The sequence below is a fragment of the Psychromonas algarum genome, assembly GCF_004376845.1.
Lineage (GTDB): Bacteria > Pseudomonadota > Gammaproteobacteria > Enterobacterales > Psychromonadaceae > Psychromonas.
Map to the genome: position 1 here is coordinate 109,983 of NZ_SNUW01000010.1, position 16,992 is coordinate 126,974.

Below are 16,992 nucleotides of genomic sequence, written 5' to 3' on the forward strand. Positions count from 1 at the left end.
AATTAACCGACTCAGCTAAAGTAATAGCTAAGTTGGTTAATTTTTATAGCGGATGTTAGTTTGCTAACGTTTGTATAGTTACAATACTGGCTTCTGTAACCGTAAACTCTTTTTCAGCCTCGTTGATCATATCAACATAATATTCTTTAAAGCTTGATGAAGGTGTTTCAGAAAACATCACCTCTGTATCGCTTAATACCGTTAAGTTACCAGCATCTGACACAGTCCCTTTTGATAAAGCTACAGTATTATAAACTTGAGTTGCTGTATTTAAAAAACTAATAATTGGAGAAACAGCAGCATTTGAAGACGCAGCATGCACACAGAATAATGAATTTTGTCCAGCAACGGCTAATTGCCCATTTGTTGCAGAAAAATTTCTAAAAGAGGTGATCTCTTTGCGGTATGGATTATTTGCATTAAATTCGTAAACTTCACAACCTGCCGTCATTTCATAATTACCACGCTTAACTGCATCGTAAGTTGGCGCATAACTTGTATCAGCCCAAGTAGTATCATCAATAACAGAAATCGTATCCAACAATGATGAAAACTCTAGGCTATATACTCGATTATCAGAAGTTTTAGTTGCATAAAAAGTCCCTTTATATAAAAAAGGAGAAATAGAGTCAGCAAAGGAAGTGACTATTTCTTTTGCTTCACTTCGCTTATACCAAACTAAATTACTACCGTCTTGTCTTAAAAAGTCACCATATTGATTAATCCAAAATGGTTTTCCGCTATAATCATAAGTTGCTTTATCAACAAATAAGCCATTTGATAATTCAAAAATATTCAAGATACCAGTGTTAGTGTCATTACGGAAAAGTCTTGCTTCGTCGGCAATATTTGAAGTTCGATGAGAATCATGCCAATAAGCAGTTGCTGTTATTTGATTACTTGCAAACGGAGCGCCATTAGAAATAACAGGATACAATTTACCCGATTTTTTCTCTTGGATTAAAACATAATCACCAGTGATTTTTTTATCATCAATAGTCAGCGTTAAATTTGTAACACTTAATGCTGAATAGGTATCGTTAATATCTGTGATAGCTGAAATCACTAAATCACTACTATTAGTTGTACCATTTTCAGTAATATTAAATACGACGGCAGTGCTGCTATCAGTAACTCTATTTTTATACACATATCTACTTTTAGTTACATCAGGCTGAATTCCATCGTAATCTAAACCGCGTAACTGCAAAGTTTGGCTTCCAGAAACGACACTATTCATTGTGATCGTAGTAGCTGATTTATTTGAACTTTCGTCCTCTGGAAGACATGCACTCAATAAACCTACACACGCCAAGCTTAGCATAGAGCGCTGTAAAACTGCCGACATTAATTTCTCCTAAAATGTATAAAATAAAAACGCGGCAAGACTAACAAAAAATACCTTATTAAAACTGGGGATAACTCTAATTCCTCATAAATAAAACAAAAAAAGCAGCCAAAGCTGCTTAAATAATCATCAAACAAAAGAGCTTAAGAAAATTTACTGAAAAATAATCTAACCCACATGCCAAAAGGAGAAGTAAACCCAGTTGTTACCGCGCTTATTTCACCTTTATTAATGACAAATAATGTTGGAGTCACTGTAATTCCCCACTCTTGAGCAATAGTTCCTTTAGGATCATTAATGACACTAAAATCATATTTTTTAGCATGCAAATATTGTTGTATGCGCTTGTTATTGCCAGAATTTAAAGCAACGGTAATAACTTGTGTGCCACCATCCACAAAATCAACTGAAGGAGAAACAACGCTACAAACACTACACCAAGTCGCCCAAAAATAAACTAAGACTGGTTTTTCTTGGCTCATAGCAAGTAAGTCTATTTGCTTATTTTGTACACTCATCGTGATTAACTCAGGAGCTTTACCTGAAACCATAGAGTGGGCACGCCATAAATCAACTCCCCAGCCTAAAACCAAAAACAATAAAAAATAAACAAACAGAGACTTAATACGTGCAAACCATGTTTTCTTAATCTTCACTTCCTTTTTTTGTTGCACTTTATTGTCCTTTTGCTTTCTCTAAGGCGGTAATAACATCATCACTATTTAAAATAGTTGATAGCTCAATACCCTTGGGAGCACCAGGCCCATATACAATATTAAACGGAACACCATAACGACCAAATGATTGTAAATAAGCAGTCACGGAGTTTGAGCGTACCGTCCAGTCACCTTTCATCGCGATGACACCACCTTCTTGTAACGCGCTATAAACAGGGTCTTGTAATATCACACCAACTTTATTTGCTTTACAAGTTACACACCAGTCGGCAGTCACATCCACAAAAACAACATTGCCTTGCTTAACTTGTTGTTGAATTATTTGTGTATTTAATGGCTGCCAGACAATGTCATCATGCAATGGGCTTGCCCAATATTTTGATGTCAAACTACCTACAATAAATATAACTGCGGCAACGAGTAGTAAACTTGAAAAGACAATGGTTAAAACTCTTACACCATGCTTTTTTAGGATCAATAGGGCAAATAAAAGTAAGATAACCAAGGCAACTAAGACTGTATAAAAACCACCAATAAAGCTATCTAATAAACTCACCAACCATAAACAAGTCGCTAAAATCAGTAATCCAAAAATAAGCTTAACTGAGCCCATCCATTTGCCAGGTTTTGGCAGTAATAAAGCAATACTTGGGAATATTGCAATCAATAACCAAGGTAAAGCCATTCCTAAACCTAAGGCAGTGAAAACTGCAAATAATTGCCACATCGAAGCGCCTAAAGCAAACGCAACAGCTGTACCTAAGAAAGGTGCACTACAAGGTGTTGCTAATAATGTTGCAAACATGCCCTGTAAATAATGTCCAAAGTATGAATGACCACCTTTTGTTGCTAACCAAGTTTGCATTGAAGAAGGTAATTGAATTTCAAACAAACCTAACATATTGGCGGTAAATAAGGCGGTGATCACCACCATTACGGCGATAAAATAAGGGTTTTGAAATTGAATCCCCCAACCTAATGCTTCACCTGAAAGTTTGAGCAATCCTAAAAATGCAGCAAGTAGCCAAAATGAACTTAAAATGCCAACACTAGAGGCTAAAAATTGTTTTCTTATTTGCGAACGCTGACTACGATCAACACCTAATACAGAACTAAGTTTCATCCCTAATACAGGTAAAACACAGGGCATAATATTTAAAATCAAACCACCTAAAAGTGCAATTAAAAAGATAGACGCTAACGACGCTCCACTAGTATCAACAGCTTGATTTCCTAATGTACTCACTATTTCAACCGCAGTATTAGCATCCACAACGGTAATATTAATATCTGCATTAGTAAGGTCGACCTCTCCGCCCCAACTACTTACATCAAAGACAGCAGTTAGTTTTTTGTCTGCTACTGAAATTTTCGGTTTAGAGAAAAACACATCAAGTAATTTAGGCTCATGACTATCAATAAAAAGATCTGGGGACTGCCAATCAATTTTGTGTGATAGCTGAACTACAATCTGTTGTTCTAATTGATTCCAATAAGTTTCCAGGCCTGTAATATTTGCACTATTTTTTTGTTCTTTAATTGCTTCTTGAGTCACCAATATTGGCACACTACTCACTGCTTGGGCATAAGCAAAGGCCACGTCATCATTGGTATGTAAAAAAGCAGGGTCAAAGCTTAAATCAATATCATAATCAGTTAATACACAGATTGTGGTACAAGAAGCTAAAGTCATCACTCCCTGTAAATGGCTGACTTTTTGGCTATCTTCAAGAGTAAGCTTAATTGGAAAATGTATTTGTCCTTTATAACCAACAGTTTCTACGCCTAATACCGGATAACGTTTTGGTGCAGGCCATGACCAGTCAACAGCTTTAATATTAGTGGATTTAGATGTCCATTCAAAAGTAGGGGCAACACCGCCTTCACCAGGAGAACGCCAATAGGTTTTCCAGTCACCTTCTAATGAAACATTTAATAAAGCATTAACAGTATGTAACTGAGGATCAGTTTGTCCTGTTAACTGTAAATTAACTTTAACCGGTGGATGATTAAAATTACTCACCCATCCTGTTTCAGGAGTTGCAGCAAAGCTATTACCGGTAAAAAAACTAAGCAGTAAAAAAATGAAAAAATAAGACTTAACAAAGGCCATGCAAACTCCAAAAACTACAAAAATTTAACTAGCTGAAATAAAAACCACAGTAAAGGTTATCTGTCATAAATAAACCTTATTTCACGTTAATCGTGAGATAGAAAGTACACAACGTCGATGAGACAGATTCAAACTAAAAAGGTTCTTCCTTCGACATTGACAAGACCATGTTTATTCAAAACTTATTGCATATTTTTTGAAAAAAATTCAAGTAAATAAGCAGAGTTTTCAAACAAAGAGTATTTTGAGAATATTAACATAGCCTTAATAGAATAAATAAAGCCGCACGTGTTGCTGTTCTTGTTTAAAATCGTTATAACTTAATTACCTCATCATTTTTTAATATGGATCCTCTTATGAAAGTCGCAATGTTCAGTTCTCGTAGTTATGATATTCAGCATTTTGAGCCATTAGCTTCAGATGCCATCAGTATTAATTTTTTCGATACTCAGTTAAACCAACAAACTGCAACACTAGCAACAGGTTATGATGCGGTGTGTGCTTTTGTAAATGATGATTTAAGCGCTCCTGTTTTAACACTACTTAATGAAATCGGTATTAAATATATTGCGATGCGTTGTGCAGGTTTTAATAATATTGATTTAGATTGTGCAAATGATCTGGGTATTACTATTGTTCGTGTACCAGCCTACTCACCAGAAGCCGTTGCAGAACATGCTATTGCACTATTAATGACCATTAATCGCCGTACTCACAAAGCTTACCAACGTACTCGTGATGCAAACTTCTCGTTAGAAGGTTTAGTTGGGTTTAACCTACACGGTAAAACGGTTGGTATTATTGGTACAGGTAAAATTGGGGTAGCAACAATGGCTATTTTCAAAGGCTTTGGTTGTAAAATATTAGCCTCTGACCCTTACCCTTCAGAACACGCAAAAGCATTAGGAGCTGAATATGTCAGCTTAGAAACACTTTTTGCAAACAGTGATGTGATCAGTTTGCATTGCCCATTAACGAATGAAAATAAGCATTTATTAAATAAAAACACATTCGCACTGATGAAAAATGGCGTCACCATTATTAATACAAGTCGTGGTGGATTATTAAATGCACATGATGCGATTGAAGCATTAAAATCAGGTCGTATTGGCGGATTAGGTTTAGATGTTTACGAAGAAGAAGAACAATTATTCTTTGGTGATCACTCAAGTGAAATTATCACCGATGATATTTTCCGTCGATTATCTGCTTGTCACAATGTGATCTTTACAGGGCATCAAGCCTTTTTAACAAGAGAAGCATTAAATAGCATTGCACAAACGACGCTAGATAATTTAAGCCAACTTAGTGCAGGTGAAAAATGTATCAATCAGGTACAAGCTTAAATTAATAAGTTATAGATAAAGTTATAATATAAAAGAAAATGGCTTTATCTACTGTGTTGCATCTTGGTTCAATAGAAATAAAGAAACACTTTCATTATCTCTCCTGAACCAAGATTAATTTAAAAAATCCCTATCAACAAAAAGCAAGTTTAAAAGACTAAAAAACTATTTAATCTAATCTTAGGCTCTATAATTCCCCTCTAAATAGGTACTATTTACATCAGCAAATTGTGCATAAAGCTATTTTTAGTTTAAACTCGATCGATAAAATTAATTTCAAAGGAAAATCGATATGTCTGATAAAGTCTTTATTACTGCACAACAATTACTTGAAGACTCATTTCGTCTTGCTGCACAGGTTTATGACAGCGGCTTTAGACCACAATTTATTGTTGGTATTTGGCGAGGAGGTGCTCCAATTGGTATTGCAGTTCAAGAGTTCTTTGACTACAAAAAAGTAGAAACAGATCATATCGCAGTGCGTACTTCTTCTTATTACGGTATTGGCAAACAAAGTAAAACGATTAAAGTACATGGTTTACATTACATTATTGAAAATGCCAATGCAGATGATGGTCTATTAATTGTTGATGATGTTTTTGATTCTGGCCGTAGTGTTGTAGCACTAACAGAGAAATTAACAGAAGTAATGCGCTTAAACATGCCACGCGACGTGCGTATCGCAACACCTTATTACAAGCCTAAAAACAAAGCTGTTGATATGGTACCTGATTATTATATTCATGAATCTGAGGAATGGTTAGTTTTCCCTCATGAAGTTTCTGGCCTATCGATTGAAGAAATAGTTGAAGGTAAAAGTGACTTCCACAATATTAAAGAATTATTTACTAAAGAAGATTAATCTGTAAATAAATATTCATTACATTAAAAGGAGACTAATACTAATTACAGTATTAGTCTCCTTTTTCGTATTCAAGAACAAACGCTTCACTCACTCTGAGTACATGCGCATATAATTCAAAAAATAAATCACTTAGATGAGTATAGTTTTCGCTTAATATCTTCCCTGTTTCAGCTAAGGGTGCCATACGTTCACTACGTGTTGCCATGCGCTTTAAAGCATATTCAATATTATCCATACCTTGGTATGACTCTAACCATTTATCTTGCCAGACCCAAGTATTTATTCTTGTAAATCGCTCAGGTAAATGCACTTGCTCAGATTGAGTTTCAAGGATAATTTTTTGTTCTGATAACTGACAAAAATCAGCAAGAGATAGATGATGAAACTTGTTCCAATGCAAGGCTAAACAATGATCCCAAAACATATCCAAAGCAATCGGTGCATAACGTCGTAATACCTTAGGAAACAACAACTTAGCAGAAAGCACTTGTGGGTGTTTATCAGTAAAGCTATCCACATAACGATGTAATCGAATACCTTGGACTATCTCAGCAGGAAACTGTTTATCAGGATCTCCTTTAACAAAGTCCCCTAAAAAGTTACCACTAAAACTGGTATCAGTGTGATCCGCTACATGTAAATGTGCAAGATAGTTCATAATCAAATACCCTTTATATTAACTAATAAAAATTACGAACTAACATGCCGTTTACTCACTAGAATGCCAATAAACACAATAGCAATACTTAACCATTGCCAAACTGTTAATACTTCGTTTAATAATAATGCAGATAATAATAACGCAAAAATAGGCACTAAATTAGAGAAAGCTGCTGCGGTCAATACAGAAGATCTAGCTAAAGCATAGTTATACATAGCATATGCCCCAAGTGTTACAGCAGAGCCTAAATAGATAATACTGATAAGTGCTTGGTAATTATGTTCTGTTGGTAAATCAATAAAGAATAAAAATGGTAAAAAGAAAATAGTACCCGCAAAACCCTGTAAAGCAATTAATGATAAAGCAGAATAACGATGTAATAAATGCTTAGTACTCACCACATAGAAGGCAGCACAAATCATTGCTAGAAGCTCTAAAGTATTACCTAACAAAGGATTAGGAGCTTGATCTGTATAAGGTGAAACCAAGCTTAATAAAACACTGCCTACAATGCATAAACTAAACCCAAGAACAATGCTTTTACTGAGTTTTTCCTTTATTAAAAAGAACGCAAAAAAAGCAACCATCAGAGGTAAAGATGCAACAATAACACCTGCTTGTGAAGCAGAAGTATATTGCATTGCATAACCTTCAAACAAAAAATACAAACATGGCTCTGCTAAGGACATCACTAGTAACCACTTCCAATCACCCTTTTGATACTCGAAGCGTTTAACCCAACGCCACAAGCACAAACAGATAACAAAAGTCAGTAACATACGTAAAAAAATAACAAATGTAGGAGGGTAAACAGCAATAGCCGCTTTTAAGGCCACAAAGGAACTACCCCATAAAAAAGTAGCGACTAAAAAACACAATGCAACAGGCATAATAATCTCTAAACAAATAGAAGGATCCTACCACTAGCAATACATTACTGGTAATAATAACTACCTCTCATTATGTATTATTTTATGATTCAATTTCCTGTCTATATAATGAAAAGCCTCTTGCTTGATAATTAGCTAAAGCACTCGGATGATCTAAGCTACAAGTATGTACCCATAGACGTTTGGCATCACAAACAGACCAAGCTTGTTTAATCGCATAAGATAATAAATACCCGCCAAAACCTTTACCAATAAATGCAGGCGCTAACCCAAAATACTTAATTTCTACTTCTTGCTCATCACTCACTTCTAACTCAAAGTAACCTGCAATTGCACCTTGATAATAAGCAACCCAAGTACGTAAATTATCGCGCTCACTATAAGCTTTCCAAGCTTCATCAGTATCGTTCTTTTTATCAAACCACTGCCATGCTTCACCAATTAAAGAATATAAAAATCGATTAAAACGATATTCTTTAATCTCAGCTTCACAAATAGTTAACCCTGCTACAACAGGTTTTTCTTTAAGGTCACTTGCTTGCTGCATTTCTAAATAATAAATTGTCACGTCACTCATTTCTTTTCCTTACGATGTAAGCACGTTATTTAGGGTAATAAATAATATTAAAAAAACGTAAAGGTACATCGCCAATATTACGGTAAGCATGTGCTTGATCTGCTACAAACTTGGCTTTATCTCCTACTTGCAACGTTTTCCATTCGCTTCCTAATAAATATTGCATACTCCCACTCAGCACAACAATATGTTCAATAACACCGGTTTGATGCGCTTCTGAATATTGTTCATGGCCTACAGCTAAACACAGATCAAATACTTCCATTGCCGTATTTTTATCAAATTCAAAAACAGTCTCAATACAAATAGACTGATTTTCATCAAATCCTTTGGCATTTAGGTTTTGCTTATTTTCATATCCTAAAAAGTCCGATAAAGGTAATGAAAACCCAGTTGCTATTTTCCAGAGTTTTGCAATGGTAGGGCTGGATTCTCCACGTTCAATTTGTCCCAGCATCGCTTTTGAAACACCACAATGTTGACTCGCTAAATCTAAGCTCCAGCCTTTTTCCGAACGTGCTTTTTTGAGTTGTGTTGCTACCGTTGTGTTAATTAAATTTGTCATAATTACCTTGTGCGCTATAACAGTCAATGTTAGTTTAATATATTATACGTTAAAACGCACGGAGTCCCGCATGAAAAAATTTTGGCAACAGATAAATCCTATCATTGCAATTATGAGCGCAGGCTTAATGACTGTTATTGTTGGATTTTCTAGTTCTGTAGCATTGATCTATCAATCCGTCATTAGCTTAGGAGGTGATGCAAACCTAGTTGCAAGCTGGTTTTTAGCCTTAGGCGTGTCCATGGGGATTTTAAGTATCATACTGTCACGCTATTACCGTATACCCATCTTAATTGCGTGGTCAACACCAGGAGCGGCTTTCTTAATTGCTAATGCACAAGGTTTTACACTTCATCAAGCGGTCGCAGGATTTATTCTCTGTGCATTTTTATTGTGTATTTTCCCTCTATTGATGCCGCTGGATAAATTATTTAAATGGTTACCTTCACAACTGGCATCTGCAATGTTAGTGGGTATTTTATTAAATTTTGGATTTTCTATTTTTGAGCAAATGAATTTACAGCCAATGTTAATTATTGTCATGTTTATCAGTTATTTATTAGGGAAACGGTTTGCTCCACAATGGGCATTATTAATTGTTATATTGGTCTCTGTTATATTCGCTTGGCAACTGCAACTAATTGATAATAAAACTATTGAATGGCAATGGAGTCAGTGGCAATTTATACAACCGGACTTTTCATGGTCAGTTTTTATTGGTATCAGCCTACCTTTATTTATCATCACTACAGCTGCACAAAATCTCCCCGGGATTGCTATGTTGCAGAGCTTTGGCTATCAAGCACCTATTAAACATATTCTATCCATTACTGGTTTGTGCAATATCATCGCAGCACCTTTTGGTGCTTATGCAATAAACCTTGCGGCCATTAGTTCTTCTATCTGTATGACAGAAAACGTACATCCAGATCCTAAAAAACGTTATTGGGCGACTATTTTTGCTGGTTTTTTATATCTGTTATTAGGTTTCTTTTCTGCTTATATTATGGCGTGGTTTGCATTATTACCAAATTCACTGATCTTAGCTTTGGCTGGTATTGCTTTATTTTCCACCATTACTCATAGCTTGCAACAAAGTATTAATAGTGAGCATAAGCATGTAAATGAAGCGGCAGTTATTACATTATTAATCACTGCATCTCCCCTTTCCTTATGGGGTTTGAACTCTGTCATTTGGGGAATAATTGGCGGTTTATTAGTTTTAATCATTAATCAATTACGCTTTAATAAAAAAGCAAAGTAGATATACATATATTTCAGTAACAAAACTAGAACTGCTTATTTCGAACTCTGTGCTTTATCTGTATCTACAGTAATTTTCTTATCTTTTTTTAAACATGGTTGCTGATCATCATCAGCAATAGGATCACTACAACAACTCCCCAAGTGGACCTTTGCTAGCCATTGTTGTAGTTCTTCTTCTGTTGGTTTCTTTTTATTGCTCATGATATTCATCTCTGACAGCAACTATTTATTGTGATTGTTATTATATGCCTATGCTATCTAGTATTTCTAGAAATACTGCTTCACGTGTTTTTGCTGTTAAATTAGGATATAAACGACATAATCTAATAGCTTGGCTAAATTTATTTTTACCTAAAACACTTAATACACGGGTAAATAATGCTTCATCCAAAAAGAAGGTTTTAACTGCGTGTACTACAGCATCATCTAATGAAGTATAAATGACACCGTCAAATTCAAAACTTTCGTTATCACTATCAACTTCTAACACATGATTATTAATCACTAAGGGCCAACCTTGATAATTGATACGTGCTTGCATCATTTCAAACATTGGCCAAGCACTGCGCTTAAAACCTTCAAAGGCACTACCTTCTAATTCTGATTCTTCAAGTTCTTGTTTTGTCCACTTAGAGCCAATACTTAATACTTTCTGATGTTTAACCACTAAAGCTTGTTTAATTGCATCACGATAACCATAAATAGAAGGAAATGCAGAGCGTTTAACAATACCAGCACACTCTTTACAACTAGGTAAACTAAGGGGGTGATGATTTAAAATGTTAATTTCATATTCATGTTGAGGGAATTTAATTTTCTTATCACTGGGTTCGCCACAAAACCAACAGGTATTACGATAATTAAACGGAATTTCGATAGCAGAGAAAGTGGCCATATTAAATACTCACAAAAAAGAAACTAGAGTACGTTTTGAAGTATCAATAATCAATGTTCTAATTTTCGAGAAGCATATTTAGAGGTGGTAATCGGTAACTTTTTAATAGCAATTACAATAAGTATTTTATCTAAATTTTGTGCAAAAAAATAATTCAATTCTAGGCGTAAATTGAGATAAAGGGGGCGCTTCATTTGCGAAATTTATAACAAAGAAGTGAGTTGTTTTAACCAGTAAAATAGGAAAGGGCAGCCTAAGCTGCCCTAATTTAGTCACTCTATCCAATCCGTGATAGAAGTTGCTCCATGCAGTACATCCATTTGACTATTGCCATACTAGGCATCCCCTTCCCAAATCCATTGGGCTTCTTCCCTAATTACATCCATATACGATAAACATCCTGTTTACCAATCCAACATCCTGCTGGTTTCATCCTTGACACATCCGTATTTAATAAACATCCTGCTTATTAACTGCTCCCTAATCCTTGGAAGGTGTCCTCATTACATCCTGTAATGTCATCCATGCTTTCCTTAACGATAAACATCCTGCTTATCTAACCCCAATCCTTGAAGTGTCCTATTATCATCCTGATATGATAAATAATCCTTATTTACCATTAACAACATCCTGTTGTTTCCTTGCTTGTCCGTTGCTAATTTACATCCTGTAAATTGCTTCGTCCTTGTTTGCGGGAGAGATAATACGATGCATGCAAACAATAAAATGGGAAAAAACATCAACAGAGTGTCAAACATAAGCATTAAAAACAAATAATAATTTTACTTTCAGACACTTACGATATTTTTTTATTTTAACAACATCTGAAATAAATGATTTAAAGTGAGGATCTAGCACATGCTCTATGGTCGATCTCGCACAAATAATTTTTGTTAGAAAATAACTTTACTCAATAACCCCTCTTTTTATCGCCTTAGCTCACACTACCTCGAAGAAGTTATTCGCCTGCAAGACTAAAATAACTTATTTAAGCACAATAAAAAGCCGTCATAAGACGGCTCATAAGTAAAAACATTATTGAATGTGCGATTAATTTAACTCTTCATAACGTAAAACTAAGTTGCCACTCGCGGAGTTACCATTAGCACCGTAGTTACTAACCACTTGTACTTTAAATAAACGATCTTGAGCATCTTTAATTAAATAAGTTGTAAATGTAGGCCACATTAAATGCCCACCAGCAACTGCATATTGTAATGGCCCATAAGTCCCCGGACCACTTAATACACCTGAAGCTGTATCAGCAAAATATTTATACACTTGAGCTGTATCTGTCGGATCAGTAACTGAAGCTAGATCATCTGATAGTACGGCACCAACACCAGCTTGACCTGTACCAGAAGCGCCACCATTTATTTGTAATGGGTAATCACGGCCATTAACCGATACACTTAATTCCCAATCATCAGTCGCACTAACTAAGCTATTTGTTTCTAAGTCCCAATAAACTTGATCTTCACTGAAGTCTAATTCAGGTGAAAGCTGTGCGGTTTCAAATACACTGCCATTCCATAATTCGCTATTGAATACTAATTTTCGAGTTGTGCTTGCTCCAAAAACAACTTCCACTGAATTTACACTTACACGACCATAAGTTGCTCCATCTGCAGAACGAATGATCCATCCATTACCTGCTTTTGCACCATACACAGGAGCACCGGCAGAATAATCCGCATCTAACCATTCTTCAGTTTCGATGAAAGTCGCTACGCTGTCTTCTACAAAGTCAGTACATGAATCAGCTGTGACTGCTACAAAAGAATCTTCAGTGCTACTCACTGTTAGCAGTTTAAATTCATCTTCAATGGAAGCGCCTGTACTATCAAATATTGAACTGTACTCATGTGCAATACAGCCACTTACACCAGCATCACCAGAACTTCCACCATTAAGCTTAAAACCAAGGTATTTTTGATATGCTAAATGCCAACTATCATCAGTTACTATTGCGCCAGAAGCTAGGTCAAGCTGCACCGCTGTACTTCCATCCGTTGCATCTAATTCAACAGTCTCATAATTACTTGTGATCTCTTGTTCACCATCTTCTGTAGTATTCCCATTATCAGAACTAGAAGAAGAACTGCCACAAGCTGTCACTAAAAGACTCGCGGTTATTAATGCTAATGCATTGTATTTAAAAGACATAAAATATCCCTATTATTTATTGAATGGTATGGTTAAAAAGTAGAGTTCATTAGCCATTAACTCGGAAACCTACGTAAACAAAACGCCCGACATCTGGACGTAAATCTTGCCCTGTTGAAGGAGTATCACGAACGGTATCAGTTAAGTTATCAACTCCCATAAACAGAGTGATTCCATGGTCTAATGAGGTATTAATTTTAAAATCGAAGGTGCTATATTCAGGTGATGTGATCAGGTTATCGACATCAATATATTCTTTACTTTGATAATTCCCATACACTGAAAAAGTAGAGGCAATAACGGGCACTTTATAACTGAATTGAAGTTTAGCTAGATGCTCAGGGCGATTAGTCAGCACTAAGCCTGTTTCTTTATCTTCACTTTGTAAGTATGTGTAAGACAGTTGAGTATCAAAATTATCAGAGAATAAATACCCCGTTGATATATCCACCCCTTGCGTGATTGCTTCACCTATATTGTCATAGGAAAAAATACTTAAACCAGTGGAATTAGATGCATTTTGATCAAGTGTCGTGGTGATTAAATTATCGATGTCATTATAATAAAAGTTAATATCTGCTCGGAATTTCTCTGTATTTAATTCACCACCAAATTGCACACTATTAGATGTTTCAGGAAGTAAATCAGGATTACCAATAACCATATAACCTAACGCACTATGGTCAAAAACATAATGACGTTCTTTTAAGGTAGGAACACGATAACCATGACCTAATCCTAAACGCCATTTTAAATCTGCATTAGCAATCCAGTCGGGGCCATACATTAAATTTATTTTAGGCGCTAAGTAACCACCAAAATCACTATCATATTGATAACGTAGACCAGGTAAAACCTCTAATGTATCACCAACAAAAATATCGTCTTGTGCATAAAATTCAATATTTTGGCGTTCTTTCTTACCTCCTATTTCATCTACGGTGACATTTTTGATTATTTGCTTTTGCTGCAAGTCGCTACGCATTGCAACGACACCTAATGTCAAAAGGTGGTTATCTGTAATATTTTTATCTAATTGCATTTCTGCTTTATCAAAATTACTTTCACCATATCGTTCTTGATCTTTTGTTGCCGTACTCACCACATCTTGCGATGTTTCATCAATAAACTGCTCATGAATATACCAAGTTGATAATTTCCCATCGCCCCATATCGGTGTATCAAAAGACATAGTGATATTTTTACGCGTTGCATCTTCATTTTTAATTTTATAAATATCACCAAAACCAGGTGTAAAAGTACTGAAGTTCTGAACAACTGACTCACGGTAATAACTAGGTTTAAATAACAGCGTGGCGCCATTATCAAAGTGATAACCAAGATCTAAGCTAACATTCATTTTATCGCCAGATGCACCTTCATAATCCCATGCATCAGGTTGTAAACGACTACCGCCTTTGTCACGTAAATCAGCACTTAATGCAGTAAACCAAGTACCAGTATCATGCTGTAAAAATAAATTGACATGTTTATCATTAAAAACATCATCAGTAACATTATCTTGACCATAACCACCGCCATCGACCGTTATTTGATAACTACTGCCAGGCTTAGATTTAACCGTAATAATATTAACAACTCCCCCCATGGCTTCACTACCATAAAGCGCTGATACAGAACCTTTCACAATTTCAACATGATCAACATCTGCTACAGAAATTTGTGTTAAATCCACACTCGATCCAGTTGATGCCGATACAGGCAATCCATCAATTAAGACTAAAACTCGGTTAGCATCAAAACCCTGTAACCAAATTTCCTGTCCGGTTTTACCATGTATTGGTTTGATCATAACGCCTGGCACATTCTTTAAACCTTCAGCGAGATCTCGCGCATGACTTTCTTGTAATTGCTCTCTTGTAACCACTTCAGTTCGAACGGGTACATCTAATAAATTACGCTCCGTTTTTGTACCAGTAACAACCACCGTATCCGTACTATAAACTTCCGAAGCAATAACCGAATGCTGAAGAAATAAGCTTAGGCTAGCCACTTTTACAAAAGCAACTTTATTGGTAAAAAAACGACGATAGTGGTGGTACATCCTGTACTCCTACAGCAAGGTTTACTAAAAACCCCTAAATGATAATGAAATTGATTATCATTTACAACAAGTAATTAACAACAAAAAATAGACAGAAAAAACCAATTAATAAAACGAAACGCAATAAATGTTTTATTTATTAATGGGTTAGAAGAAGATAAAGGCTTTAACATGGAAGTAAAAAAACAAAATGTTAAATTTGATAAAAAAATAATTAACAAGCTCATAAAATAGAACACGCTACAATGATCATTGCATTCATTAATAGCTAAATGGAATTAACCACTTCTTATTAGATGGTTTATTAGATTTATTATTTCATTATCTAATCAGCGCAACCAATAACCATGAGATGGAATTATTATTAACCATCGGCGTACCAACAGCTGGATATGTATTTGGTCAAATAACTGGTGTATCAGGACCATTAGCGATGGTCGTTGCTGGTATCATGGTAGGCAATTGGACTAGAAGAACAGGATTTTATAAAGAAAGTAAAGCGTAGTTGGATCATTTTTGGGAACTCGTTGATGAATTTTTAAATGGTATATTATTCTTGTTAATTGGTTTGAGTATGCTGCAATTTAGCTTCCATCTGAAAGACTGCGTGCTCATACCAATGTGATCCCATTGGTCTTATTAGGCCGCTATTTAAGTGTTTGTTTAGCCTATATGAGTTTTAATCGCTTTCGTAGTTATAACCCTTATTGAATTAGTATTTTAACTTGGGGAGGATTACGAGGAGGTTTATCAATGGCAATGATGATCCCTGCGAATGTTTGAGTATTACCTGAAAAGAAATTGATGTACGAGAAATTATCTTAGTCATGACCTATGGAGTCGTGCTATTTTCAATTTTAATACAAGGCTCAGGTATTGTACCGTTAATCAATAAAGCTAAAGATTGGCAAAATGAAAATCAACAGAATAACTAACAAAAGAATAATTAATCATGAGAAACGAAAAACAATATTTAAATAATTTATTAAAACAGATGAAACAACCTGTGGAAGAAGACCAACAACGCTTACAATTTCAAAAACAAATGTTGAAAGGCGGAGTATTAGGGCTGATAGCAATAGTCTGTTTAATTTGGGCGCAACAACCAAGTTGGTTAATTGCCATGGTTTCCATTATTGTCGGTATTATTTTAATGTTAGCAGGTAGCATTAAGAATACTTTAAATAACACTCAAATACTGCGTCAACATATTGATATCAAAACAATTGAATACCGTTTAGCTGAAATTAATAAAGAAAAAGATCTGCAAAAGTAATATTTCAATTAAAAAATGCAGAAAATAACAGATATTTACCACAACTAATTTAATTTTTAATAGACTAAGTTCTGAAATATAAAACCGGTATTTATATTAATAAAGAATCAAAATGGATTAAGTGCCACTCAGAATTAATCAGAGTAATGGTTAATTCAAGCATCAACTATCAGGATGATTTATGCAAAAGGCGACTAAAGCTACATTTTCAATTCGTATTACTGTTGTCAGTATCTTTATTTTATCTTCAATATTGACCGCAACAGTAGCCATTAGTTTACA

16 protein-coding genes are annotated in these 16,992 nt (G+C 35.1%); 5 read left to right on the forward strand and 11 right to left on the reverse strand.

All coding sequences use genetic code 11. The features are described from left to right. Positions 1-55: 55 nt before the first annotated feature. The 3 genes from E2R68_RS10725 to E2R68_RS10735 form a co-directional block, all read right to left on the reverse strand. Complete coding sequence (locus E2R68_RS10725) at positions 56-1,348, reverse strand: hypothetical protein (protein WP_134277683.1); 1,293 nt, start codon at positions 1,346-1,348, stop codon at positions 56-58. A 143-nt stretch (positions 1,349-1,491) separates the two neighbouring features. Next, positions 1,492-2,022 carry a protein disulfide oxidoreductase gene (locus tag E2R68_RS10730; protein WP_243834658.1) on the reverse strand — a complete coding sequence of 177 codons (531 nt, stop codon included), beginning with the start codon at positions 2,020-2,022 and terminating at the stop codon, positions 1,492-1,494. A gap of 1 nt (position 2,023) precedes the next feature. Then, positions 2,024-4,138 carry a protein-disulfide reductase DsbD family protein gene (locus tag E2R68_RS10735; protein ID WP_134277684.1) on the reverse strand — a complete coding sequence of 705 codons (2,115 nt, stop codon included), beginning with the start codon at positions 4,136-4,138 and terminating at the stop codon, positions 2,024-2,026. 356 nt (positions 4,139-4,494) lie between these two features. On the opposite strand from E2R68_RS10735, the gene E2R68_RS10740 reads away from it, so the two are divergent. Both E2R68_RS10740 and E2R68_RS10745 read left to right on the forward strand, forming a co-directional pair. Further along, the gene (locus E2R68_RS10740) at positions 4,495-5,484 is read left to right on the forward strand and encodes a 2-hydroxyacid dehydrogenase (RefSeq protein WP_134277685.1); all 990 of its coding nucleotides are present in this window, start codon (positions 4,495-4,497) and stop codon (positions 5,482-5,484) included. A 292-nt stretch (positions 5,485-5,776) separates the two neighbouring features. Then, entirely contained in the window at positions 5,777-6,346 is a 570-nt protein-coding gene (locus E2R68_RS10745) for a phosphoribosyltransferase (protein ID WP_134277686.1), read from the forward strand. A gap of 52 nt (positions 6,347-6,398) precedes the next feature. On the opposite strand, the gene E2R68_RS10750 is transcribed toward E2R68_RS10745, so the two are convergent. From E2R68_RS10750 to E2R68_RS10765, 4 genes are all read right to left on the reverse strand, one after another. Beyond that, complete coding sequence (locus E2R68_RS10750) at positions 6,399-7,007, reverse strand: acyl carrier protein phosphodiesterase (protein ID WP_134277687.1); 609 nt, start codon at positions 7,005-7,007, stop codon at positions 6,399-6,401. 32 nt (positions 7,008-7,039) lie between these two features. Then, positions 7,040-7,900, reverse strand: a complete 861-nt coding sequence (locus tag E2R68_RS10755; protein ID WP_134277688.1) for a DMT family transporter — start codon at positions 7,898-7,900, stop codon at positions 7,040-7,042. Between the two features lie 82 nt (positions 7,901-7,982). Beyond that, on the reverse strand, positions 7,983-8,477 hold the full coding sequence (locus E2R68_RS10760; RefSeq protein ID WP_134277689.1) for a GNAT family N-acetyltransferase: 495 nt from the start codon (positions 8,475-8,477) through the stop codon (positions 7,983-7,985). 25 nt (positions 8,478-8,502) lie between these two features. Further along, on the reverse strand, positions 8,503-9,042 hold the full coding sequence (locus tag E2R68_RS10765) for a helix-turn-helix domain-containing protein (RefSeq protein ID WP_134277690.1): 540 nt from the start codon (positions 9,040-9,042) through the stop codon (positions 8,503-8,505). A 70-nt stretch (positions 9,043-9,112) separates the two neighbouring features. Between E2R68_RS10765 and E2R68_RS10770 the strand changes: the two genes are divergently transcribed. Then, the gene (locus E2R68_RS10770; RefSeq protein WP_134277691.1) at positions 9,113-10,306 is read left to right on the forward strand and encodes a benzoate/H(+) symporter BenE family transporter; all 1,194 of its coding nucleotides are present in this window, start codon (positions 9,113-9,115) and stop codon (positions 10,304-10,306) included. A gap of 35 nt (positions 10,307-10,341) precedes the next feature. Here the strand turns inward: E2R68_RS10770 and E2R68_RS13915 are convergent, their stop codons facing one another. The 4 genes from E2R68_RS13915 to E2R68_RS10785 all read right to left on the reverse strand — a co-directional run bounded on the left by E2R68_RS13915 (position 10,342) and on the right by E2R68_RS10785 (position 15,434). Next, positions 10,342-10,509: a hypothetical protein gene (locus E2R68_RS13915; RefSeq protein WP_166738848.1), complete on the reverse strand. Its 168-nt coding sequence runs from the start codon at positions 10,507-10,509 to the stop codon at positions 10,342-10,344. Between the two features lie 40 nt (positions 10,510-10,549). Further along, positions 10,550-11,203, reverse strand: coding sequence for a hypothetical protein (locus E2R68_RS10775; RefSeq protein WP_134277692.1), 654 nt, complete (start codon positions 11,201-11,203; stop codon positions 10,550-10,552). Positions 11,204-12,253: 1,050 nt separating this feature from the next. Further along, positions 12,254-13,369, reverse strand: a complete 1,116-nt coding sequence (locus tag E2R68_RS10780) for an HmuY family protein (RefSeq protein ID WP_134277693.1) — start codon at positions 13,367-13,369, stop codon at positions 12,254-12,256. A gap of 49 nt (positions 13,370-13,418) precedes the next feature. After that, positions 13,419-15,434 carry a TonB-dependent receptor plug domain-containing protein gene (locus E2R68_RS10785; protein WP_134277694.1) on the reverse strand — a complete coding sequence of 672 codons (2,016 nt, stop codon included), beginning with the start codon at positions 15,432-15,434 and terminating at the stop codon, positions 13,419-13,421. A gap of 352 nt (positions 15,435-15,786) precedes the next feature. Between E2R68_RS10785 and E2R68_RS14125 the strand changes: the two genes are divergently transcribed. Then, positions 15,787-15,939, forward strand: coding sequence for a hypothetical protein (locus E2R68_RS14125; protein WP_243834659.1), 153 nt, complete (start codon positions 15,787-15,789; stop codon positions 15,937-15,939). Between the two features lie 447 nt (positions 15,940-16,386). Further along, positions 16,387-16,710 (forward strand): hypothetical protein, encoded by a 324-nt coding sequence (locus E2R68_RS10795; RefSeq protein ID WP_134277695.1) that lies wholly within the window; start codon positions 16,387-16,389, stop codon positions 16,708-16,710. Positions 16,711-16,992: the final 282 nt, after the last annotated feature.